This window comes from Zafaria sp. Z1313, from assembly GCF_050563205.1.
In the GTDB taxonomy this organism is placed as follows: domain Bacteria; phylum Actinomycetota; class Actinomycetes; order Actinomycetales; family Micrococcaceae; genus JAZDCJ01.
On sequence record NZ_JBNWUK010000002.1, the window covers coordinates 225735 to 248054 of the forward strand.

Below are 22320 nucleotides of genomic sequence, written 5' to 3' on the forward strand. Positions count from 1 at the left end.
TTGCGCGAGGATCCCGTGGCCTTCTGGCTGCGGCTGTGGGGCCGCAAGTCGACGCCGGGACTGCAGCGGTGGCTGCGGCGGATGGACTCGATCCTGGCCGTCGCCCCGGCCTCGCGCCTCGGCGTGATGACGGCCCTGCTCGTCGGCGACGCCCGGATCCTGCGCCATCGACTCACCGTGGCCCTGGAGAAGGCCCCCCGGGGCGCGCGGGCCAAGTACCTGGCCGATGTGTCCCTCGCGGGGGAGCTGCCGGCACTCGGCCAGACCTTCGCCACCCGCATGGATCCAGCAGCGGACGGCGGGGGCACCACCTGGGCCAAGATCCACTGGTACAACGGGCGGGTCAGCGAGGCCATCAACTGCCTCCGCGAGGACGACGCGCGCACGCGGCGGCTCCGCGAACGCTACCTCGCCGAGCAGGACGTCTACGGCCGGTGGACCCCCGTCGTCGAAGCGGTCCCGGACTACGAGCCCCGCGAACGGGTGGTGCTGCACCTGCTCAACAATTCCCTGCCCTACACCCAGACGGGCTACACGAAGCGCTCGCATTCCCTGTTGAGCGCCCAGCACGAGCTGGGCTGGGACGTGCACGCGGCGACGCGACTCGGCTACCCCGAGACGCTCGGCATCCTCGGCCCCAGCCGGAAGCACGACATCGACGGCGTCCGCTACCACCGCCTGCTCTCCCGAAACGGCATCCCCAACCTCCGCGACCGGCTGCAGGAGGAGGCCGAGCAGCTGCTGGCTCTCGTCCTGGACGTCAGGCCGTCCGTGCTCCACACCACCACGCACTTCGTCAACGGACTCGTCGTGCGCGCCGTGGCCGAAGCCACGGGGCTGCCCTGGATCTACGAGGTCCGCGGTCAGCTCGCCGACACCTGGGTCTCGAAGCGGAGCCCCGAGGCCGCCACCTCCGAGCGCTACCTCGACTTCACCCGGCGCGAAACCGACGTGATGCTGTCCGCCGACCTCGTCTTCACCCTGGGCCACGCCATGCGTCAACGCATCATCGGGTTCGGCGTCGACCCGGCCCGCGTCCTGCTATCACCGAACGCCGTCGGCGATGCCTACTTGGACATGCCGCCACCGCCGCGCGTCGCCCGCTCGGAGATGGGCCTGGACCCCGAGCCGCTGCTCGTCGGGACCGTCTCGAGCCTCATCGGCTACGAGGGCATCGACGACCTCGTCGAGGCCTACGCGATCCTCCGCAGGGAACGCGATGACGTCCGGCTCAAGGTCGTCGGCGACGGGCCGGCCCTCTCGGAACTGCGGCTGCAGGCCGCCGCGCTCGGCCTCGATCCGCACGAGGTCTTCCCCGGCCGGGTCAGCGCAGAGCGTGCCGTCCGCTACCACCGGGCCATGGACGTTTTCGTGGTGCCCCGCAAGGACTTCGCCGTCACGCGATCCGTCACCCCCCTGAAGCCCGTAGAGGCGATGGCCACGTGCCGGCCCGTCGTGGCCTCCGACCTCCCTGCGCTGCGGGAAATGGTCGTCCCCGGCGTGACGGGGCTATGCGTTCCCGCCAGCGACCCGGCGGCGTTGGCGCGTGCGATCGAGACTCTGCTCGACGATGGGAGCCAGCGGGCCGCGATGGGACGGGCGGGCCGGTCCGTGGTGCTCGAGACCCGGACGTGGCAGCGCGTCGCGGAACTGAGCATCGCCCGCTATGGACAATTGCGCGCCGAGGTGGTGGATCAGTGACGGCATCCAACGGAGAGAGCGGGCCGGAAGCGGAAGCCAGCGAGTTGGTCTTCGTCGACGTCACCGGGCTCAAGGTCCAGGGCTCGCGCGACGGACTGGCCGATGAGCTGGTCAAGATCTGGGACGCCCGCGGCTACATGTTCCACGAGGCCCGCGCCCATGTGCAGGGATCTACGCGCGGCCAACGCCTGGGCAGCCTCTGGCTGATCCTCAATCCGATCCTCAATGGGGCCATGTACTACGTGGTCTTCGGCATCATCCTGCAGACGAGCCGGGGGATCGAGAACTTCATCGGCTTCCTGCTCATTGGCGTGTTCTTCTTCCAGTTGACGACCAAGTGCATCACGGGGTCCTCGACGTCTCTCCTGAAACAACGAGGGGGAACGGCGGGAACGCGCCTGCCGCCGGCCACGGCGCCCGTCGTCGTCAATCTCCGGACCTGGCTCAGCGGCTTCCCCAGCTACCTCGTGCTGCTGTTGATCATCATCATCCTCCCTCCCCAGGAGGTCTTCTCGCCGCTCGCGCTGCTCGTGGTGCCCATCATCGCCGCGCAGATGGCCCTGAACCTGGGCCTTTCGCTCCTGGCCGCGCACTTCGTCGGCCTCGTGCCAGACCTGCAGAACCTGCTCAGCATCGCGGTGCGCGCGTGGATGTTCGGCTCCGGTGTGATGTTCGCGGCCGAGCGCTTCGCCGATCTGGGGCCCGCCGTCGCGACGGCCATCCACTGGAACCCGATGTACTGGATCCTCGAGCATGCCCGCTCCGTGCTCATCTACAACACGCTCCCGGACCCCGAGGGCTGGCTCATCATCCTCTTCTGGGCCGCGCTCTCCCTGGCGCTGGGCACGCTTTTGGTCTGGCGGCGCGGAGGCCGCTACGGTGAACGGGCAACGGAAGGCGGCGATGACGGAATCGACTAGCACCTCGGTAGTGCGGCCCCGGGCCTTCCTCCATGAGGTCCGGTACGAGCGTCCGGCCAAGGGCCGCGTTGCCGCCGGACCCGCGCTCCGGGACCTGACGTTCCTCGTGGCGCCCGGAGAGGCCGTGGGAGTCCTCGGGACCCGCAAGGACGGGGCGGATGACCTCGTCGACCTGGTCTGCGGCTTCACCGCCCCGGACCGGGGGACGGTCTACGTCGAGGAGTCCATGGCGACGGTCACCCGGGCCACGGCGTTTACCCTCGACGAGTCGCTCCAGTTCAACATGGAGCGTGTCGCCATGGGCTACGGGATCAACGGAGCCGCCCTGAAGTCGACCGTCCGCCTGGTGGGGGAGGAGGCCGAAGCCGCCGAGGACCTGCCCCGCCTCGTCTCCGATTGCGACGAACTCGTCATCGAACGCGTCCGGCTCTGCCTCGCGCTGGCCACCGGCGCGCCCCTGCTGCTGCTGGACGAACCCGCGGCCCAGGGCAGGGCCCTCACCTCCGACGACGCCGCGGAACGTCTGGGCCGCTACCTCCGGCAGGGCGGGTCGATGCTCGTGGTGAGCAAGAGCCCGCGCCTTCTGTCCCAGCTCACCGAGAGGTCATTGTGGCTTCACGAGGGCGAAGTGCTCGCGGAAGGACCGTCGGCGACCGTCGCCCGTAGATTCCGCCAACACGCCCAGGCCGTCAAGGACGGAGACCGGAACCTCGCGCGGCAACTACTGCGCCGCTTCCGCCGTCAACACAAGCCAGCCCGTTACCTCCTTCAGGAAGGCGGTCGGCGCCGCGCATGACTTCCAGGGACCAGAGCTCCACCGCCGCGCCCCTGGAGCGCGCCCTCATCCACCGGGTCCGCCAGGACCCGGCGGCCATGGCGGACGAGATCGTCCGCCTGCGCCGCCTCGCGAGGGATAACGCCGAGCAGATCCACCACTTGGAGAACGAGGCCGCGAGCCTGCAGGCGGCGGCGGGGAAGGCCGCGGAGAAGCTCGCCAAGGCCGTGCGCCGGCGCGAGCGGCTCGAGTTGATGCTGGAGCGCCAAACGGAGCGGGTGGCCAAGTACAAGACGGCCTATGAGCAGTTGAGGTCCGTTCCCCATCTGAAGACGGCGGCGGCGGTGCTGCAGCCGGTCGTCACGACGCGCAGGTTGTGGGCGAAGGCGGCCCGTGGAAGGAAGCCGCGCCCCGCCGTCGTGCCGCCCGGGCCGGCGCTGGATCCGGCCAACGGAGCCGCCGCGCGGACCGTGCCTGCGGCCACAGGCGCCTCGTCGGAGTCCCCGGCACCCGCTGCGGGGCTGACGCGGGCGGTCCTCGAGGCCAAGCAGGACTTCTTTATGAACGGCCGGATCGGCGTCCCGGCCGAAGAGCTGCGCAGGGCATGGGACGGCGCGGACACGGAAGAGCGCGAAGCGCTCAGCGAGCGGGATGCGGCCTTCGTCGGGCAGCTGTTCGGCATGGAACGCCTCGCCTCGACCCCTCCGGAGCCGGGACCGCGCCAGCCGGGGCCGGGCTACGTGCCCGTGCGCGGGCGCGTGATGTATTGCGCGCACAGCACCGGACGCTTCAACAGCAACGGCTACTCCACCCGGACGGCGGGACTGGTCCAGGCGCTCTTCGAGACGGGAAGCGACGTCTTCGTCGCGGCGCGGCCGGGCTATCCCTGGGACGTGAAGACGAGCGAGCAGCCACCCGGCAGGACGCGCTTCGAGCAGGAGATCGACGGCGTCCGCCACGTCTTCAACCCCGGACCCCGCTGGACCCGTGACCCCCTTGACACCTACGTCCTCCACGCGGCGGATGCCTTCGTGCGCGAGGCCATGGTCAATCGCCCCGCTGTCATCCACGCAGCCTCCAACCACGTCACGGCCCTGCCCGCCCTCCTGGCGGCGCGCCGCCTCGGCCTCCCCTTCATCTACGAGGTCCGGGGCCTGTGGGAGGTGACGGAAGCCGCTGGGCATGCGCGGGAGTGGCTGGAGAGCGATCGCTTCGATCTCGCCGTGCGCCTCGAGACGCTCGTCGCGACGTCGGCGGACCGGGTCCTGGCGATCACCGAGGAGGTCAGGGACGAGCTGGTCCGCCGCGGCGTCGATCCCGCCCGGATCCGGATCGTCCCCAACGCGGCCGACACCTCCCGCTTTGTTCCGGTCCCGCCGGACCGGAAGCTGGCCAAGAAGCTCGGGCTCGTGCCGGGGCAGTTCGTCGTCGGCTACGCGGGCAGCCTCGTGGCCTACGAAGGGCTTGAGGTGCTGCTCGTGGCGCACCGGCAACTGCTGGAGGCCGTTCCCGACGCGCGCCTGGTCATCGTGGGTGACGGCCCCGCCGGCGAGGCGCTGAAGAAGAGGGCGACGGAGCTCGGGATCAACGAGCACGTCACCTTCACGGGCCGCGTCCCCGCCGAGATGATCCCGCGGTACCTGAGCCTCTTCGACGTGGCCCCCTGCCCCCGCGTGAGCAACATGGTCACGGAGATGGTGTCCCCGCTCAAGCCGCTCGAGGCCATGGCCGCCGGCCGCTGCGTCGTCGCGTCCGACGTCGCACCGCTCCGGCACCTTCTCGGTCCCGACGGTGAACGCGGCGTCCTGGTCTCCGCGGGCTCGAGCCGCGCCCTTGCGGACGCGCTCAAGCATCTTGCAGGTGATGCCCGTCACCGGGCAGACCTGGGCCGTGCGGCCCGCGCGTGGGCCGTCCAGGAGAGGTCCTGGCCCGCGGTCGCGCGCGCCGTGCGCGCGGAGCACCGCGTGATCGAAGGGGACGCTCACGTGGAGGGCGGCCGGGCGCTCCGGGAGGTCACGGTGGGCCTGATCGCCGACGAGTTCACCACCACGGCACTGGCCCCCGAATGCCGCATCGTCCGGATCGCCCCGCCGGGGGAGTGGGACCGGCAGCTCGACGAGGCGCCCTTCGACGTGCTCGTCGTCGAATCGGCGTGGTCCGGTAACGGCGGCTCGTGGCACCGGAAGGTCGGCTACTACGGAGAGCAGGAGTTCGACGAGCTGAAGCGGTTCGTCGAGGCGTGCCGGCGGCGCGGCATTCCCACGATCTTCTGGAACAAGGAAGACCCCGTGCACGTGGAGCGGTTCCTGCCGACGGCGGCGGAGTTCGACCACGTCTTCACCACGGACGCCGACTGCATTCCCCGGTACCTCGCCCATCCGGGGCGCCGCGCCGCCACGGTTGCGGCGCTCCCCTTCTTCGCCCAGGCGGAACTGCACCGGCCCTTCGGGAGCGACCGCCCGTTCGAGCCCTCCGTGGCCTACGGCGGCTCGTTCTACGGAGACCGCTATCCCCAACGCAGCCGGGAACTGGCCCGCATCCTCGACGGGGTGGGCGGCCATGGCCTGACGATCTACGACCGGCAGGTCAACCACCCCGACAGTCCCTACCGCTTCCCGGACCGGCTGGCCGGATTCGTCCGCGGCGGCCTCGAGTACGCGGAGATGGTGAAGGCCTACACGTCCCATCCGGTGCACGTGAACGTCAACTCCGTGGATGCATCGCCGACGATGTTCTCCCGCCGGGTGATGGAGCTCGCGGCCTGCGGCACACCCGTGATCAGCGGCGCGGGCCGGGGCGTCGCGACGTTCTTCGGCGAGCAGGTGCCCCAGGCGGGCACCGCCGACGAGGCCTCGGCGCTGGCCGAGTACTGGCTGAACGACGAAGCGGCACGTAACGCCGACGGCTGGGCCCTCCATCGGACGGTCTACCGAGCGCATCTGGCCTCCCACCGGCTCGCGTTGATGCTCCGTACGGCCGGTCTCGTTGTCGCCGTCCCCGCTGTGCCGGCCTACGTTCTCGAGCTCGCGTCCTTGGACGAGCCCGCCGCCGTTGACGTGCTGCGGCAGACGCACCGACCCCTCGCGGTCCACGTCGCCGATCGCGGCGAGGTCACGGAGTCGGCCAGGGAGCGTCTGATGCGGGCCGGGATCCCGGTCCACCTCGGCCACGACGAGGCGGCTCCCGGGGACGTACCCCGTGCGTTCCTGGACCGCTGGGCCGGCGATCCGGTGTTGGCGGAGGACCTCGCGCGCAGCTACGCCCTCGCGGGGACCACCGCAGAGCTCCAGGACCATGACCTCGAAGAATGCGGCCATTCCCTGCTCGAGACGCGGGCGGCCGTCGGCGGCCGGCCGTGGTTCGGCCTGCCGCCGGAAGTCGGCGCCCGGGTCGTAGGCGTCCGCCGGGCCCTTCCCGTCGTTCCGGAGCGGGAGGCCTCCGCCGTCGTCGAGCCGGAGCAGCCAGCCGAGGCGCGCACCGTTCTCGTGGCGGGCCACGACCTCAAGTTCGCGGGCGGGATCATGGACCGTCTCCGCGCATCCGGCCACACCGTCCTGATCGACCACTGGGCCGACCACGACCAGCACGACGCGGCGGCGAGCCGAGAGCTCCTGGCGAGCGCCGACGTCGTCTTCTGCGAATGGTCCCTTGGAAACGCGGCATGGTATGCCCGCAACAAGCGCCCCGGCCAGCGACTGACCGTCAGGTTCCACTCGCAGGAGCTGTTCACGGGGCTGCCGGGACGCACGCAGCTCGGTCGCGTCGACCACACGGTCTTCGTCGGCGAGCTGATCCGTTCGATGGCGGCGCGCAAGTTCGGCCACGACCCGGCACGTACCTCCGTGGTTCCGAACGCCGTCGATGCCCGCTTGTTCGACGCCGCGAAGGACCCCGCGGCGCGCTTTGTGCTCGGCCTCGTGGGGATCGTCCCGGCGCAGAAGCACCTGGACCGCGCTCTCGACGTCCTCGCCGGGCTCCGCGCCGTCGACGACCGCTACGTGCTGCGGATCAAGGGCAAGACCCCGGCCGACTACCCCTGGATGGCCAAGCGCCCCGAGGAGATGGCGTACTACGACGAGCAGTTCCGACGCCTCGAGGAGGACCCGCTCCTCGCGGGCGCCGTTCACTTCGACGCCCACGGGGACGACATGGCCGAGTGGTACCGCACGGTCGGAACCGTGCTGTCCGTCAGCGACTTCGAGTCCTTCCACCTCACCCTGGCCGACGGCGCCGCGTCGGGTGCGCTTCCGGTCAGCCTGGCCTGGGCCGGCGCGGAGTCGATCTACCCCGGACACTGGCTGCACCTGTCCACCGCCTCCATGGTGGAGCGGATCCTCGCGGTCTGTTCCGAGCCGGACGCGTGGGCACGGGCCACCACCGAAGCGCGGGACTACGCCCGCGAGCACTTCCACGAGGACGACGTCCTGGCCCGCCTGGAGGAGGTCATTCTGGGAGCACCCGCCGGGGACGGGACGGGGACCCCGTGAGGCTCCGCGCCGTCGTCGCCGGCTCCGGCCCCGTGCCGGCCGAGGCGGGTGCGGCCGAGCCATCGCCCGGACTGCACGTGTGGGGGAGCGACTTCCTCCATTGGGACGGCCCGCGCGGCTACGCCCTGGACGGGGCGAGCGTCCTCGGCGACGTCGCCGTCACCCGGCCCGAGGAGGCCGCGGCATGCCTCGGCGGACGGGCGTCCACCACGCGGCGGATCGCCGAGACCTGGGGGGAGCGGGCCCGCAACCCGTCCTGCCTCGTCGTCGTGGACCGGGACGAGGGCCTCGCGCTCTTCCTCCCCGACCCGCTCGGCGGCTGCCTCGTGTGGAGGCTGGCCGCCGGGCCGTTCGACCTCGTCTCGAGCGACCTCGTCTCGCTCGTGGAGGTCGCCGCCGTGCTGGGCCACGCGCCCCGCAAGTCGGTCGACTTCCAGCTCGAGCGCATGGTCCTGGGCAACGGCGGGCTCACGCCGGCCAGCTACGACGGCGTGGAACGTGCGGAGATGTTCGGGTACTGGACCCTCTCGTCCACCGGCGTCGTGGCCGGAAGGTACAGTTCCGTCGTCGACGCCGTGGACGAGGAGAAGGGCTACGGCGAGGCGCTGGCCTCCGTCCGGCAGGAGGTGATCGACGCCGTCACGGCGATCGCACGCCTTCCCGCGAGCCACCGCGTCGCCCACCTGACGGGCGGATTCGACTCCCGGCTGGTGCTCGGGGCCATCCTGGAAACCGGCACGCAGAAGGACTTCCAGTTCTTCTGCTCCGGCCCCGAAGGCACGCACGACCGGGCCGTGGCCGACGGGCTCACGGCCCGCTTCGGCCTGCAGCGCACCGACAGCGCGGGACTCTCACCCACCCCGCTGGGCGCCCTCCACGGGCGGCTCACCGCGCCCATCTTCCACTCGGGCGGCCTCACCGCGAGCGGACCCGTCGGCGGGGAGCGCCCGCAAGGCGTCGTCGCCGTGGGCGGCGGCTACGGGGAGGTCCTGCGCAGCTGGTATTCCGTGCGCTGGCCCGAGGCCCCCGCGGATCCCGCGGATCCGCTCGAGCTGCTGGCACGGCTGACGGGCGCCACCCCCGAGGGTGGCGGCCTGCTGACCGCCGGCGCCTACGAGGGGATCGGACGCCGCCTCGCCGGACACTGGAAGGCCGCGTCGGCCGCGGGGCACCCGCGGGACTTCATCGGCGACGCCCTGTACTCGCAGATCCGCAACCGCTACCACATCGGACAGAACTCCGTGCTCTGGAGCCGCACCGGCGCGCGGTTCGATCCGCTGTACTCCGTCGCCGGGTTCGCCGCCGCACGCCAGCTGCCGCTCGAGGCGCGGTCGGCCAACGTCCTGGGTTTCGACCTCATGCGCGGCCTGGCCGGCGACCTGGCCGGCTATCCGTTCGACAAGGACCGGATCAACGAGGCCTACCTCCGCCAGCGGCGGGCGCCACGCCCGCGGTCCTTCCCGGAACCCGCGCGGATCGGTCCCGTGTCCCGCTTCGTCGCCGAACACGGACCCGTCGGGGACCTGCCGGCCGGCCTGGATGACCTCGCGGTCGCGGCGCCGGCCCTCGGCCCCGACGCGCGCCGGGAGCTCGTGGAGCGGGCCAACACGCTCGGCGTCAACTACTGGCAGCTCACGAGCCTCGACGGAGCCCACGCGTCCTTGCGCACGGCCCTCGAGCGGCTCGACGCCGAGCGATACGCCGGCAGCCTGAATCTCGAGTACGTCCGGCATCTGGCGAACTACAAGGCGCGGACCCGGCAGGAGGTGAGGGGCGTGTACAGCGCCCTGACGCTCATCGCCTGGCTCGGGCTCGACTAGCTAGCCGCTGGGAGCGGCTTCCGCGTCCGGGTTGCAGATCGTGTGGGTTTCCTGCGCCCGGAGCGACAGGATCTGCACGGCAGACTCGTGGCGTGCGCCGGAGTGGATCAGCGGTTCAGCAGGAACAGGCCGAGTCCCAGGAGCGGGATCGCGGCGACGGTACCGGCCACCAGGAGCGCGGCGACCCGCCGCTTGCGGCGCTGGCGCTCGGGGCTCGGTGCCCGTGCCACCCACGGTGCCAGCCCGGCGGGCCCCGCCGCCACGGCGGTCGGCTCGGCCGGCGCTTCGGCGGCCCGCGGCGCCGGTGCGGGATCAACCCGGGATGGCCGTTCGGCCACGGCGACCAGGGTGGAATCGACGGGCGCGTGGGGCCGGGGGCGGGAATCCGCCACCCAGGCGTCCCGTGCACGAAGATGCCGGGCGCCGGGGATTTCGACGTACTTCACGGACCGTGGCCTCCTGAGCTGTGGTGACTTGACTTCGATCCTACGCCGAACCGCGGCCGCGGCCGCACCTGTGGACCCTCCTCGGCGCGAGGCGGCCGATGGGATAGTCTTGAACCGCAAAACCCGTACCCGGGAGCGGCACGGCGCGGGTACCCGGAGGGCGATCGATGGGATGGATGTGCAGCAGCGATACATCACCGGGACCCCTGGCGCCCGCGCGTGGCTCAAGGCCGCCGAGCAGGCCGTCGGCAACCACAGCGACCGCTTGAACGCGATCAACGTCTTCCCCGTCCCGGACGGGGACACCGGCAGCAACCTCTACCAGACCATCAAGACCGCGTCCTCCGTCGCCTCGCGGAGCGACGCCGACGACTGGGGTGCCGTCCTGGCCGCGGCGGCCAACGCGGCGCTCGACGACGCGCGGGGCAACTCCGGGACGCTCTTCGCCGTCTTCCTCACCGGATTCGCCGAGCCGCTCGCGGGCCGGGAGCGCCTGACGGCGGCGCTGCTCTACGAGGCGCTCGAGCGCGGACAGCTGCGTAGCTGGTCCGCGCTGACGGATCCCGTCGAGGGCACCATGCTGTCCGCCATGTCGTCCGCGAGCGCCGCGCTGCGTGCCGCGGCCGGCCCGGAACGGGACGAGTCCAACGCCTCGTTGGTCAGGACCCTCGACTTGGCCATCGAGGGGGTGCGTGGCGCCGTGCTGCGCTCCGAGGCCGAGCTGGGAGCGCTGGCCCGCGCCCACGTCGTCGACGCCGGAGCGGTCGGATTCCTCCTGATCATGGAGAGCCTGCGCGCGGCGATCACCCAGCGGCCCTTCGACGACACGGCACTGGAGGAGCTGCACGGCTACCGCATCCAGGACCGTCACGTCCATGCCGACTTCGACGGCGACGACGGGATTGAGTTCATGTGCTCGGTGGCCCTGACGCCCCTTGAAGCGGCCTCCCTGCGCGCGGAACTGGACGGCCTCGGCGAGTCCGTCATCATGAGCGCGCTGAACCTTCCCGGGGACGCCAACCACCGCTGGAGGATCCACGTGCACGTCGCCGATGCCGAGGCCGCCCTCGCCGTCGTGGAGCGCTACGGCGCCCCGGAGAACGTCTCGGTGACCGAGCTGTCCGGCGATTCAGCGGCCCGGCGGGACTAGGGCATGGGCGTGACGAGCCGGACCCAGGCGCTCGAGCTGGAGCTGGAGCGCCTCCTGGGCCCGCCGACGGCCAAGATCCTGTCCCGTGAACTGGGGATCACGACGGCCGGTGGGCTCTTGAACCACTTTCCCCGCCGCTACGTGGAGCGCGGGGCGCTGTCCGATCTCGAGAGCCTGCCGCACGACGAGCTCGTGACCGTCGTCGCGCGGGTGGTGCGGGCCTCGACCCGGAAGATGCACCACCGCAAGGGCTTCCTGACCGAGGTCGAGGTCGCCGACGAGGGCGAAGGTTCCCAGGGGACCCTCGCTGTCTCCTTCTTCAATTCCCGCAAGGCGATGAACGAACTGCTTCCGGGGGCCCGGGTCATGTTGGCAGGAAGGGTGGGGGTCTACCGCCACCAGCAGACCCTGAGCCACCCGGACTTCGAGGTGCTGCCCGAGGACCATGCCCTCGACGAGGCCGATCTGGGGCCCGTCCCGATCTATCCCGCGACCGGGTCCCTTCCGAGCTGGCGCATCCGCAAGGCGGTCGACACGCTCCTGCGCCTCGACCTCCTCGACGGCGTGGCCGATCCCCTGCCGGCAGAGGTCCTCCGCGCCGAGCGCCTCATGGGCCTCGACGAGGCCTACGGAGTCATCCACGCGCCCCTTGACCTCATCGAGGCCGAGGGAGCGCGCCGCCGCTTCCGCTTCCAGGAGGCCTTCCAGCTGCAGACCGCGCTGGCCATCCGGCGGGCCGAGCGGATGGCCCGTCCCTCCTCGCCCCGCCCGCCGCGGGCCGGAGGGCTCCTGGAGGCCTTCGACGCCCGCCTGCCGTTCACGCTCACCGACGGGCAGATCGGCGTCGGCGCGGAGATCTCCACGGAGCTCGGGCAGCCGCACCCCATGAACCGGCTGCTCCAAGGGGAAGTGGGTTCGGGCAAGACGGTCGTGGCCCTCCGTGCGATGCTGCAGGTCGTCGACGCCGGCGGGCAGGTCGCGTTCCTCGCGCCCACCGAGGTCCTCGCGGACCAGCACTTCCGTTCCCTGAGCCGGCTCCTCGGCCCCCTGGGGGAGGCCGGGCAGCTCGGGGCGCCCGAGACGGCCTGCTCGATCGCCCAGCTCACGGGCTCCATGCCCTCCACCGCGAAGAAGAAGGTCCTGCTGGACATCGCCTCCGGCGCCGTCGACATCGTGGTCGGAACCCACGCGCTGCTGTCCGACATGGTCCAGTTCGCCGAGCTCGGCCTTCTCGTGGTCGACGAGCAGCACCGGTTCGGGGTCGGGCAACGCGACGCCCTGCGGACCCGCTCGGGGACAGCTCCGCACGTCCTGGTCATGACCGCGACGCCGATCCCACGGACCCTGGCCATGACCGTCTTCGGGGACCTGGAGGTCTCGACGCTCGACGAGCTTCCGGAAGGCCGGCTCCCTCTCGCCACGCACGTCGCCGCATTGCACGAGCACCCCGGCTGGGAGGACCGGCTCTGGTGGCGCAGCCGCGAGGAGATCGACGCCGGTCGGCAGGTCTTCGTCGTCTGCCCGCGGATCGGCGACGAATCCGACGCCGGGCCCGGTGGGGATGCGTCGACCGCCTCGGTCACGGAGACCATGGCCCGGCTGGGGGAGCACCCTGCGCTCGCAGGGATCCGCATCGAGGCCCTGCACGGCGCCTTGGGGCCCGAGGAAAAGGACGCCGTGATGTCCGGCTTCGCCTCGGGAGCCATCCCGCTGGTCGTGGCGACGACCGTCGTCGAGGTCGGCGTCGACGTCCCCAACGCCACGCTCATGGTGGTCCTCGACGCCGACCGCTTCGGCGTGGCCCAGCTGCACCAGCTCCGCGGGCGCGTGGGTCGTGGAGTCCACCAGGGGACCTGTCTCCTGGTCACGCGCCTGCCTCAGGACCACCCGGCACGTCAGCGGCTCGACGTGGTCGCCACGACGAGCATCGGCACGCTCCTGGCGGAGTTCGACGTCGCCCAGCGCAAGGAAGGCGACATCCTCGGCTCCTCCCAGTCCGGAACAGCCAGCACCTTGCGCCTGCTCCGGGTCGTGCGGGACGCGCCCCTCATCGAGCAAGCCCGCCAGGCGGCCCGCCGGATCGTGGATGCCGACCCCCTGCTGCGGAACCACCCCGTCCTGGCCGGGATCGTGGCCGGCCTCGACGACGAGCGGAAGGACTACCTTGAACGCGGATGACGCTGGCGGCGCGGTCGCGCCGGAGGTCCCCTCGTGAGCCGCATTATCGGCGGCGCGGCCGGCGGGCTGACGCTGGCCTCCGTCTCCGGAGACGGGACGCGTCCCACGACGGACCGCGTCAAGGAATCGCTCTTCGCCAGGCTCGACCACCTGGACGCCGTCTCGGGGTGCCGCGTGCTGGACCTCTACGCCGGCAGCGGGGCCCTGGGCCTGGAGGCGGCGAGCCGCGGCGCCCATCGGGTCGTGCTCGTGGACGTCTCGGCGGCGGCCCTCAAGTCGGCCAAGGCCAACGCCGCCAGGATCAACAAGGCCCTGGGGGCGCAGACGGTGTCCGTGGTCAAGGGCCGTGCGCCGTCGATCGTGCGCAGCCTCGGGACGGACTGGGACCTGGTCTTCCTCGACCCGCCCTACCCCCTCGCCGAGGAGGAGCTGGCCCGCTGCCTCGAGGTCGTGGCGCCGCACGTCGCGCCGGACGGACTCGTCGTCGTCGAGCGTTCCTCGCGCTCCCCGGAACCGGAATGGCCCGCGGCCCTCGAGCGCACGGGGGAGAGGCGCTACGGGGAAACGGTCCTATGGTTCGCCGAAGGCGTCGGCGTCGCTCCCGCATAGCGTCGTCGCCGGGTGCGGTCCGGCGGCGTCGACGGCCGAGGCCGTCGACGCGTCGAAGGGCGTGTGGGAACCGGCCGCGATGACGTTGCCGGAGTAGCGCCCGCTGAAGAGCCGGGCCTCCGCGGTGACCAAGACGTCCGCGAAGACGGACTGCAGGGAGCGGACCTGCCGGCGGGCGAACGCCATGCCGGCGTCGTCGCCGAGGTTGACCACGACCGTCCCCCCGGGGGCGCAGCGCCCCGCCAGGAGCGAGTAGAAGGCCGGATCGGCCAGGTGCGCGGGGGAGTCGGGACCCGTGAAGATGTCCAGGAAGACGACGTCGAACGCGGAGCCCGCCGGCAATCCCTCCACGAAGTCGCGCGCGTCGGCCGTGACGCACTCGATGTCGGCCTCCGCCGGCAGGGGCAGCGACGTCAGGACGAAGTCGACCAGCTCCCTCTCGATCTCGACGACGGTCTGCCGCGAGCCGGGACGCCTCGCCTCGAGGTAGCGGGGCAGCGTCAGCGCGCCGGCTCCCAGATGCAGCGCCCGCACGGGGGCGCTGCCCGGGAACACCGCGTCGACGACGTGCGCGGCCCGCTGCAGGTATTCGTAGAAGATGCGTTCCGGCTGCCCGGGGTAGACGTGGGACTGCTCGGCCCCGCCCAACAGGAGGACGCGTCCCTCCGGCTGCAGCGGGTCCTCGATGATCTCGGCGGTCAGCCCCGAGGACATCCTGATGCTGCGCCGGGGCGGACGGGTGCCGTCCTGGCGGCTACGTGGCACGGAGGACCCCGTGCTCGGAGAGGGCCCGGCCGGCCGCGGTGAGGACGTCCCGGTGCTTGCAGAACGCGAAGCGCAGGAGGCTCGCGTAGGAACCGGCGTTCCCGGGCAGCGCGAAGACGCCGACGGGGACCGCGGCGACGCCCGTCGTCGAGGGCAGCTCCCGGGCGAGAGCCACGGCGTCGTCCACGCCGAGGTCCGCGGCGTCGGCCATGAGGAAGTAGCCCGCGGCCGGCGCGTTGACACGGAATCCGACGTCGGTCAGCGCGGAGGCCAGCAGCTCCCTCTTCGAGGCGAGGTCCGAGGCCACGGCGGCGAAGAAGGCGTCTGGATAGCCGAGACCGTGCGCCACGGCCGCCTGGAAGGGGCCGCCGGAGCTGTAGCTGAGGAACTGCTTGACCGTCCGGACGGCGGCCACGAGCTCGCGCGGGCCGGTGATCCACCCGACCTTCCATCCCGTCAGGGAGAAGGTCTTGCCGGCGGAACCGATCGTCAGCGTGCGGTCCCACGCGCCGGGGAGGGTGGCGACGGGGACGTGGCTGCCGTCGAAGACGAGGTGCTCGTAGACCTCGTCGCTGACGATCACCGCACCGGCCCGCTCGGCGGCGGAGGCGATCAGGGCCAGGGCCTCCGTCCCGAGGACCGTGCCCGTGGGGTTGTGCGGCGTGTTGAGGAAGACCATCCTCGTCCCCGGCGTGATGGCCGCGGCGATGTCCTCGGCCCGCGGCTGGAAGTCCGGCCAGCGCAGCGGGATGGTCTTGTGCACGGCGCCCGCCATCGACAGCAGCGCGCCGTAGGAATCGTAGAACGGCTCCAGGGTGACGACCTCGTCGCCGGGGGAGACCAGCCCCAGGATGCACGCGGCGATGGCCTCGGTCGCGCCGGTCGTGACCAGCACCTCGTCGTCGGGATCGGGCGTCAGGCCGTAGAACCGTTGCTGGTGCGCTGCCACGGCCTGCCGCAGCACCGGGAGGCCACGGCCCGGTGCGTACTGGTTCAGTCCGTCGGCCACGTGGCCGCGGGCGATGTCCCTCAATTCCTGCGGCCCGTCGGCATCCGGGAAGCCCTGTCCCAGGTTGATCGCGCCGTGGAGCCGTGCGAGTTCCGTCAGCTCCTCGAAGATCGTCGGGCGCGGCCGGCCGTCATCGTCCAGGAGATGCGCCCCTTGTGCGGCACGCTGCCACGGAAGTCCACCGCTCATGTTCTCTCCTCCCGCGATCCCGGGCCTACGCCCCGATCGTCCCGGTTCACGTCCCCGGAAGCGCCGTGAGATGCTGGAACGAGTCATGAGCACACACCCCGAGGATCGCGCCGGCGTCTCCCGGCGCACCGTCTTGTCCGTCTCATTGTCCACCATGATCGCGTTGGGCCTCGCCGGCTCGACGCTCCGGGACCCCCAGGCGCCGGGCCCCGGCGGTCCCGGGCTTCCGCTCGTGCCGCCGCCGGATCCCGGTCCCGGCGAGCACGCGCTCGGGACCCCCATGGAGACGGTCGTGGTGCCGGCGGCGGCCTTCACCGAGGGAAGCGACGGGGTGGCCGTCGCGGTCATGGTGGCCTCCGGCGCGCCGGCCCGCGTCAGCATCGTCTCGCTGCGGACCGGACGGCGCGTCGCGGACCGTCCGTTGGACGAGGACGGCGACGCCTCGGCGACGGTCTGGGCCCTGGCGGCGGACGCGGCCAGCGGCCGGGTCCTCCTCGGCACCACGCAGGGACGCGTCTACCTCTTGGATCCCGGGGGATGGGAGCTGAGCGAGATCGACGGGCCGGACGGCGTCGAGTCGCCGTACTTCCAGCGGGCGGCCGCGCTGCCGGACGGCGGATTCCTCGTGACGAGCTACCCCGATGCCCGCCTCCACCACTACGACCCGGCCCGCGGCACGTGGACGAGCCATGGGAGCCTCGGGGAGGGGAACGACTACGCGATCGGCGTCGCCGTCCGCGGAGGCCATGCCTACGTCGGTACGGGCACCGAGGACCCCGCCGTCTTCCGGGTGCGGCTCGCGGACGGCGAGACCGCCCGGATCGACCTGCCAGATCCGCCGCCCGACGCCCCGCGCCGCGACTTCGTCTACGACGTGGCCGCGACGCGGCGCCACCTCTTCGCCCGTGTCGAGTCCGAGGCGGCCGTCTACGTCAGGGACCTCGTCGACGGCCGGTGGGTGGACCGCTTCGACGGGGTCCTGCCCGGGCTCGTGGCAGCTGAGAACGGCGAAGACGTCTACTGGACCGACGAGGAGCACCGCGTCCACTGCTACGACGGTGCGGAGGGGCGTTCGCGGCCCCTGCCCGGCGGGTTCGTGGTGAGCCGGTTCCGCGGCGGCGCCGTGTTCCGGCCGCAGTCCGGTGGCGGATCGCCCACGCTCGTCACGGTCAACGCCTCGGGCCGCATCCTGGGCTGGGACCTGGAAGCCGGTAAGGACGTCGGCCACGCCTCCGACGTCGCGCCGGGGGCCTTGCGCCTCCGCTCCCTCGGCGTCGACCCGCAGGGCCGGATCCTCGTCTCCGCGCTCGCCAGCACCGGCCATGTGCGCCGCTACGACCCGGCCGGCGGAGCATTCGACCGCCTCGCCTCGAGCGGGCAGGTCGAGTCCTTCGGCGTCGTCGACGGGGCGGTGCTCGCGGGCGCGTATCCCGGTGCGGTGATCCGTCGGCTCGGCTCCGGTCCGTCGACGCCGCCGCGGGACCCCCCGTCCGCGGCGGACGACGGCGGGCTGCGCATTCCCGACGGACAGGACCGCCCCGTGGCCATCGTCGAAGCGGCAGGAGGACTCGCCGTCGTCGCGACCACGCCCGTCTACGGGCAGAGCGACGGCGCCCTCTCCGTCGTCGACGTGGCGGCGGGCTCGGTGGAAACCCACCGTGGGATCGTGCCCGGCCAGTCGCCGCTGTGCCTCGCGGCCGATCCGGCGTCCGGAACGGTCTTCGCGGGAACCGGCGGAGCCGCCGGGTTGGGAAGCCGCGCGGCCCGGGCGGGGGACGGCCGCGTCCTCGCCTTCGACGTGCGTTCGGGGCGGGTACTCGCCTCGCGGATCCCGGTCCCGGGCGATCCGAACATCGCGGCACTGGTCCTCGACGCGCGCGGCCGGCTCTGGGGCCTCTCTTCCAACGCGGTCTTCGAGCTGGACCCGGCCTCCCTGGACGTCGTGCGGGTGGGCCGGCACTCCCAGCGGGCCGATTCCGGGTCCTATGTCACGGGCCGGACCCTCACGGACGGAGGCGACGTGCTGTACGGCTGCTGGGGCGGAGGCATCCACCGCATCGACAAGGAGACGCTGGGCGTCACCGCCGTCGGCGAGGGCCAGCACATGGTGCGCGCCCCCGACGGGAGCCTCTACTACGCCCGCGGTGCCCGGCTGTACCGGAGGGTCCTCGGCTAATGTGCCCCGTTGACGGCGCGCTCGGGTAGATTCGGGGACATGAGACGCGCCGTATGCCCCGGTTCCTTCGACCCGATCCACAAGGGCCACGTGGAGATCATCGCCCGTGCCAGCAGCCTCTTCGACGAGATCGTCGTGGTGGTCTCCACGAACTACTCCAAGAAGTACCGCTTCTCGGAGGAGGAACGGATCGCCATGGTGCGCGAGACCGTCTCCGGACTGCGCGGCATCAGCGTCGAGCCCATGGGAGAGGGTCTCCTGGCCGACTACTGCAAGGGCATCGGCGCCGAGGCCATCATCAAGGGCCTGCGCAACACCGCGGACTTCCAGTACGAATCCCCGATGGCCGCCATGAACCGTCACCTCACGGGGATCGAGACGGTCTTCCTCCTGGCCGACAACCGCTATACGCACTTGTCCTCGAGCCTGCTCAAGGAAGTCCAGGCCCTCGGCGGAGACGTCGAGGAGTACCTTCCGCGCGCCGTCGTGCAGCGGCTTCGACAGGGGGTATGACCTGCGTGACGCGCGCAACCTTCCGTTAACCACCGATCAAGTAGAGTCGGAATCATGAGCTCATCCACCCGCATCACCAAGGCCGTGATTCCCGCTGCCGGACTCGGCACGCGCTTCCTTCCCGCCACCAAGGCCATGCCCAAGGAAATGCTTCCCGTGGTCGACGAGCCGGCGATCCAGTACGTCGTCGCCGAAGCCGCACGGGCCGGCCTGAGCGACGTCCTGATGGTGACGGGTCGCTCCAAGCGCGCGCTCGAGGACCACTTCGACCGCGTCCCCTCGCTCGAGGCCACGCTGGCCGAGAAGGGGGACACGGAAAAGCTGCGCAGGATCCAGCAGGCGACGGCCCTCGGCGACATCCACTACATCCGGCAAGGCGACCCCCGCGGCCTCGGACACGCCGTCCTCTGCGCCAAGCTGCATGTCGGCAACGAGCCGTTCGCCGTCCTGCTGGGCGACGACCTCATCGACGAACGCGACGAGCTGTTGAGCACGATGATCGACGTCCAGCAGCGGAGCGGGGGGTCCGTGATCGCCGTCATGGAGGTCGAGCCCGAGGCGATCAGCGCCTACGGGGCCGCGGACGTCGAGGAAGTCGAGGGCGAGGACTACGTGCGGGTGAAGAAGCTCGTCGAGAAGCCCGCCCCGGAAGAGGTCCCTTCCAACCTGGCCGTGATCGGCCGCTACGTGCTGCACCCGGCGGTGTTCGAGGTGCTCGAGCGCACGGCCCCGGGCCGGGGCAACGAGATCCAGCTGACCGACGCGCTCGAGGAACTGGCCACGCGCGACGGCGAGGGCGGCGGCGTCTACGCCGTGGTCTTCCGCGGCCGCCGCTACGACACGGGCGACAAGCTCAGCTACATCAAGGCCGTCGTCACCCTCGCGTGCGACCGTGGGGACCTCGGTCCCGAGCTCAGGCCGTGGCTGAAGTCGTTCGTGGCCGGCCTGGACTAGGAACGGACCCGCAGGGAGCCGAACCGACGCGCCACGGGGTCGGCGTTTTGAGTAACCTCGGGGCTTCAGGCTAAGATGTAATGTCGGTCTATGTTCTAGGGGAGTCCTCATCAGCGAGAAGCGCAACGATCGTTCGTCGTCACACGGCATCGATCGCAGTTCGCCCTTGGCCTTCTCGGTCAAGGACCTCGGGCGCAGCCCGGGAAGCATGAAGACCCTGGAGGAATCGATCGCGGCACCGGCCGAGCTCGGAGCCGCGCTCATCGGAGTCCGGGAAGGATCGGTAGTCGATCTGGACCTGAGGTTCGAGGCCGTGCACGAAGGGATCCTGGTCTCCGGGACCGCCTTCGCCGAAATCACCGGCGAATGCGGTCGCTGCCTGGGACCCATCGCGTACGACCTCGGGGCGAGGCTCCAGGAGCTTTTCTACTACGAGGGCAGCGAGCTGCCCGAGGAGGAGGAAGCAGAGCAGTACATGGTCCAGGGAGACTTCGTCGACCTGGACGGTGTCCTGCGGAACGCAGTGGTGACCGCGCTGCCGTTCCAGCCGGTGTGCCGGGAAGACTGTCCGGGATTGTGTTCCGAATGCGGAACGCGTCTCGAGGATGATCCCGACCACCACCACGAGGTCATTGATCCTCGCTGGGCGGCCCTCACCGGGCTGGCCGGCACAGCCGCGGACGACGCGGTGCAAGAAACCGAATCCGTCGAGAGAGAAGAGAGTTAGCCGTGGCTGTTCCCAAGCGGAAGATGTCCCGCTCGAATACCCGCGCACGCCGTTCCCAGTGGAAGGCGACCGCGCCGAACCTGGTGAAGACCGTGGAGAACGGCCGCGTCAGCTACAGCCTGCCGCACCAGGCCAAGGTCGTGACCGACTCCGCCGGTACTGCGCTGTTCCTTGAGTACAAGGGCCGCAAGGTCGCCGACGCCTAACCGCGTTCGATGCCTTCAACTGAAGAGCTTGCGCAGCGTCTCGGGGTCGACATCGACCCCGAGACGCTGCGTCTTGCCCTGACGCACCGCTCCTATGCCTATGAGCATGGCGGTGTCCCCACCAACGAGCGACTCGAGTTCCTCGGTGACTCGATCCTCGGGTTCTCCGTCACGGAGCACCTCTACGCCGAGTACCCCGAGCTTCCCGAAGGGGATCTCGCGAAGCGGCGCTCCGCCGTCGTCAGCACCCGCGCCCTCGCCGGCATCGCCCGCACGCTGGGCCTGGGCGAGTTCGTCCTGCTGGGCCAGGGGGAGAAGCTGACGAACGGGGCCGATAAGGCCAGCATCCTCGCCGACACCATGGAAGCCGTGATCGGCGCCGTGTTCCTCAGCGCGGGGATCGATCCGGCCCGTGCGCTGGTCCTGCGCCTCGTCGGCCCGCTGCTCGACGACGTGGCCCTGCGGGGAGCCGGCACCGACTGGAAGACGTCCATCCAGGAGATCGTCGCCGCACGCAAGCTCGGCACCATCGAGTACCTGATCCAGGGTTCCGGACCGGACCACGCCCGCGTCTTCGAGGCCACCCTGGCGGTCAACGGAACCCGCTACGGGTCCGGGACCGGCCCGTCCAAGAAGGAAGCCGAGCAGGAGGCCGCCGCCGTCTCCTTCCGCATGCTCACCGCGGGCAGCGAACCTCCGCGGAGAACCTGAGCGGTGCCCGAACTGCCCGAGGCGGAAGTGGTCCGCCGCGGCCTTGAGGAATGGGTCGCGGGCCGCCACGTCCTCTCGGCCACCGTGCACGATCCGAGGTCCCTGCGCCGACAAGCCGGAGGCCCGGACGAGTTCGTCGCGGCGGTCCGGGGCGCCCGCTTGGCGGCAGCCGTCCGCCGGGGCAAGTTCCTGTGGATGCCGCTCGAGGGCCAAGGCCTGTCGCTCGTCGCCCACTTGGGCATGAGCGGCCAACTCCTGGTCCAGGACAAGGACCACCCGGAACCACGCCACCTCAAGGCCACGCTGCGCCTGAGCCCGTCCGCCGGAGCCCCGGACGAGCTGCGCTTCGTCGACCAGCGGATCTTCGGCGGCCTCCACACCTCCCGGCTCGTGGCGACGGGCGACGGCGGCCCCGGAGGAACGGGCTCCGAGGAGCCGCTCCTGCCCGTCGCCGCCGCGCATATCGCGCGCGACGTCCTCGACCCCGCCGTGACGGCCCGGGGGCTCCACGCGCTGATCCGCTCGAGGCGAAGCGGCATCAAGCGGGCGATCCTCGACCAGCGCCTGCTCTCGGGAGTGGGCAACATCTATGCCGACGAGGCCCTCTTCGACGCCAGGATCCACTACGACAGGCCCTGTTCCTCGATGCGTCCCGGCCAGACCGCGCGGCTGCTCGAGTCCCTCCGGGAGGTCATGCTCCGTGCGTTGGACCAAGGCGGCACGAGCTTCGACTCGCTGTACGTCAACGTCAACGGATCCTCGGGCTACTTCGAACGCTCGCTGCAGGTCTACGGCCGGGAGGGGAGGCCCTGCCGGCGGTGTCTCGCCGCGGGCCGCGCGGGAGTGATCCGGCGGAGCTCGTTCATGGGGCGTTCGTCGTTCTGGTGCGCGTGGTGCCAACGCGCTCCGCGCGGGTGAATCCGGCCCCCGTCCCGGGCACGGGCCTGCAGCAATCTCACAGAAAATGCGTCTACAGTAGTGGGG

18 protein-coding genes are annotated in these 22320 nt (G+C 71.3%); 15 read left to right on the forward strand and 3 right to left on the reverse strand.

All coding sequences use genetic code 11. The features are described 5' to 3' along the window. Positions 1-15: 15 nt before the first annotated feature. Genes ACQ3I4_RS04295 through ACQ3I4_RS04315 form a run of 5 tightly spaced genes read left to right on the forward strand, consistent with a single transcriptional unit; the run spans position 16 to position 9703 of the window. Positions 16-1701, forward strand: coding sequence for a glycosyltransferase family 4 protein (locus ACQ3I4_RS04295; RefSeq protein WP_329860852.1), 1686 nt, complete (start codon positions 16-18; stop codon positions 1699-1701). Next, the gene (locus ACQ3I4_RS04300) at positions 1698-2621 is read left to right on the forward strand and encodes an ABC transporter permease (protein WP_329860851.1); all 924 of its coding nucleotides are present in this window, start codon (positions 1698-1700) and stop codon (positions 2619-2621) included. The genes ACQ3I4_RS04295 and ACQ3I4_RS04300 overlap by 4 nt, the downstream gene beginning before the upstream one ends. Beyond that, complete coding sequence (locus ACQ3I4_RS04305) at positions 2605-3417, forward strand: hypothetical protein (protein WP_430632904.1); 813 nt, start codon at positions 2605-2607, stop codon at positions 3415-3417. Before ACQ3I4_RS04300 ends, ACQ3I4_RS04305 begins: the two co-directional genes overlap by 17 nt. Then, on the forward strand, positions 3414-7883 hold the full coding sequence (locus ACQ3I4_RS04310) for a glycosyltransferase (protein WP_430632905.1): 4470 nt from the start codon (positions 3414-3416) through the stop codon (positions 7881-7883). The genes ACQ3I4_RS04305 and ACQ3I4_RS04310 overlap by 4 nt, the downstream gene beginning before the upstream one ends. Continuing rightward, positions 7880-9703: a hypothetical protein gene (locus tag ACQ3I4_RS04315; RefSeq protein WP_430632906.1), complete on the forward strand. Its 1824-nt coding sequence runs from the start codon at positions 7880-7882 to the stop codon at positions 9701-9703. The genes ACQ3I4_RS04310 and ACQ3I4_RS04315 overlap by 4 nt, the downstream gene beginning before the upstream one ends. A 107-nt stretch (positions 9704-9810) precedes the next feature. Here ACQ3I4_RS04315 and ACQ3I4_RS04320 read toward each other — a convergent pair whose 3' ends face one another. After that, positions 9811-10149 (reverse strand): hypothetical protein, encoded by a 339-nt coding sequence (locus ACQ3I4_RS04320; RefSeq protein ID WP_430632907.1) that lies wholly within the window; start codon positions 10147-10149, stop codon positions 9811-9813. Between the two features lie 178 nt (positions 10150-10327). Between ACQ3I4_RS04320 and ACQ3I4_RS04325 the strand changes: the two genes are divergently transcribed. From ACQ3I4_RS04325 to rsmD, 3 genes are read left to right on the forward strand one after another with little or no spacing between them, the layout of a single operon-like run. Next, positions 10328-11299, forward strand: a complete 972-nt coding sequence (locus tag ACQ3I4_RS04325) for a DAK2 domain-containing protein (RefSeq protein ID WP_329860846.1) — start codon at positions 10328-10330, stop codon at positions 11297-11299. Positions 11300-11302: 3 nt separating this feature from the next. Further along, complete coding sequence (locus ACQ3I4_RS04330) at positions 11303-13477, forward strand: ATP-dependent DNA helicase RecG (protein WP_430632908.1); 2175 nt, start codon at positions 11303-11305, stop codon at positions 13475-13477. A 33-nt stretch (positions 13478-13510) separates the two neighbouring features. Then, complete coding sequence (rsmD, locus tag ACQ3I4_RS04335; protein WP_329860843.1) at positions 13511-14086, forward strand: 16S rRNA (guanine(966)-N(2))-methyltransferase RsmD; 576 nt, start codon at positions 13511-13513, stop codon at positions 14084-14086. Here the strand turns inward: rsmD and ACQ3I4_RS04340 are convergent. Together ACQ3I4_RS04340 and ACQ3I4_RS04345 are read right to left on the reverse strand one after the other, a co-directional pair. Next, a complete protein-coding gene (locus tag ACQ3I4_RS04340; protein ID WP_329860841.1) occupies positions 14048-14851 on the reverse strand; it encodes a spermidine synthase in 804 nt (267 codons plus the stop codon). The genes rsmD and ACQ3I4_RS04340 overlap by 39 nt on opposite strands. After that, positions 14841-16049: an aminotransferase class I/II-fold pyridoxal phosphate-dependent enzyme gene (locus ACQ3I4_RS04345; protein WP_430632909.1), complete on the reverse strand. Its 1209-nt coding sequence runs from the start codon at positions 16047-16049 to the stop codon at positions 14841-14843. The genes ACQ3I4_RS04340 and ACQ3I4_RS04345 overlap by 11 nt, the downstream gene beginning before the upstream one ends. A gap of 85 nt (positions 16050-16134) precedes the next feature. Between ACQ3I4_RS04345 and ACQ3I4_RS04350 the strand changes: the two genes are divergently transcribed. From ACQ3I4_RS04350 to mutM, 7 genes are all read left to right on the forward strand, one after another. Then, the gene (locus ACQ3I4_RS04350; RefSeq protein WP_430632910.1) at positions 16135-18225 is read left to right on the forward strand and encodes a hypothetical protein; all 2091 of its coding nucleotides are present in this window, start codon (positions 16135-16137) and stop codon (positions 18223-18225) included. 39 nt (positions 18226-18264) lie between these two features. After that, the gene (gene coaD, locus ACQ3I4_RS04355) at positions 18265-18738 is read left to right on the forward strand and encodes a pantetheine-phosphate adenylyltransferase (protein WP_329860837.1); all 474 of its coding nucleotides are present in this window, start codon (positions 18265-18267) and stop codon (positions 18736-18738) included. A gap of 54 nt (positions 18739-18792) precedes the next feature. Beyond that, a complete protein-coding gene (gene galU, locus ACQ3I4_RS04360; RefSeq protein ID WP_430632911.1) occupies positions 18793-19692 on the forward strand; it encodes a UTP--glucose-1-phosphate uridylyltransferase GalU in 900 nt (299 codons plus the stop codon). Positions 19693-19858: 166 nt separating this feature from the next. Then, positions 19859-20419 (forward strand): YceD family protein, encoded by a 561-nt coding sequence (locus tag ACQ3I4_RS04365; protein WP_430632912.1) that lies wholly within the window; start codon positions 19859-19861, stop codon positions 20417-20419. A gap of 2 nt (positions 20420-20421) precedes the next feature. Continuing rightward, positions 20422-20625, forward strand: coding sequence for a 50S ribosomal protein L32 (gene rpmF / locus ACQ3I4_RS04370; RefSeq protein ID WP_329860833.1), 204 nt, complete (start codon positions 20422-20424; stop codon positions 20623-20625). 9 nt (positions 20626-20634) lie between these two features. Continuing rightward, entirely contained in the window at positions 20635-21336 is a 702-nt protein-coding gene (gene rnc, locus ACQ3I4_RS04375; protein WP_430632913.1) for a ribonuclease III, read from the forward strand. Between the two features lie 3 nt (positions 21337-21339). Next, positions 21340-22254: a bifunctional DNA-formamidopyrimidine glycosylase/DNA-(apurinic or apyrimidinic site) lyase gene (mutM, locus tag ACQ3I4_RS04380; protein WP_430632914.1), complete on the forward strand. Its 915-nt coding sequence runs from the start codon at positions 21340-21342 to the stop codon at positions 22252-22254. The last annotated feature ends 66 nt before the right edge of the window (positions 22255-22320 follow it).

Coding starts and splice junctions, on each gene's coding strand:
- ACQ3I4_RS04305 (WP_430632904.1), top strand. CDS start 2,605: ATGACGGAATCGACTAGCACCTCGGTAGTGCGGCCCCGGGCCTTCCTC.
- ACQ3I4_RS04310 (WP_430632905.1), top strand. CDS start 3,414: ATGACTTCCAGGGACCAGAGCTCCACCGCCGCGCCCCTGGAGCGCGCC.
- ACQ3I4_RS04330 (WP_430632908.1), top strand. CDS start 11,303: ATGGGCGTGACGAGCCGGACCCAGGCGCTCGAGCTGGAGCTGGAGCGC.
- ACQ3I4_RS04345 (WP_430632909.1), bottom strand. CDS start 16,049: ATGAGCGGTGGACTTCCGTGGCAGCGTGCCGCACAAGGGGCGCATCTC.
- ACQ3I4_RS04350 (WP_430632910.1), top strand. CDS start 16,135: ATGAGCACACACCCCGAGGATCGCGCCGGCGTCTCCCGGCGCACCGTC.
- coaD (WP_329860837.1), top strand. CDS start 18,265: ATGAGACGCGCCGTATGCCCCGGTTCCTTCGACCCGATCCACAAGGGC.
- galU (WP_430632911.1), top strand. CDS start 18,793: ATGAGCTCATCCACCCGCATCACCAAGGCCGTGATTCCCGCTGCCGGA.
- rnc (WP_430632913.1), top strand. CDS start 20,635: ATGCCTTCAACTGAAGAGCTTGCGCAGCGTCTCGGGGTCGACATCGAC.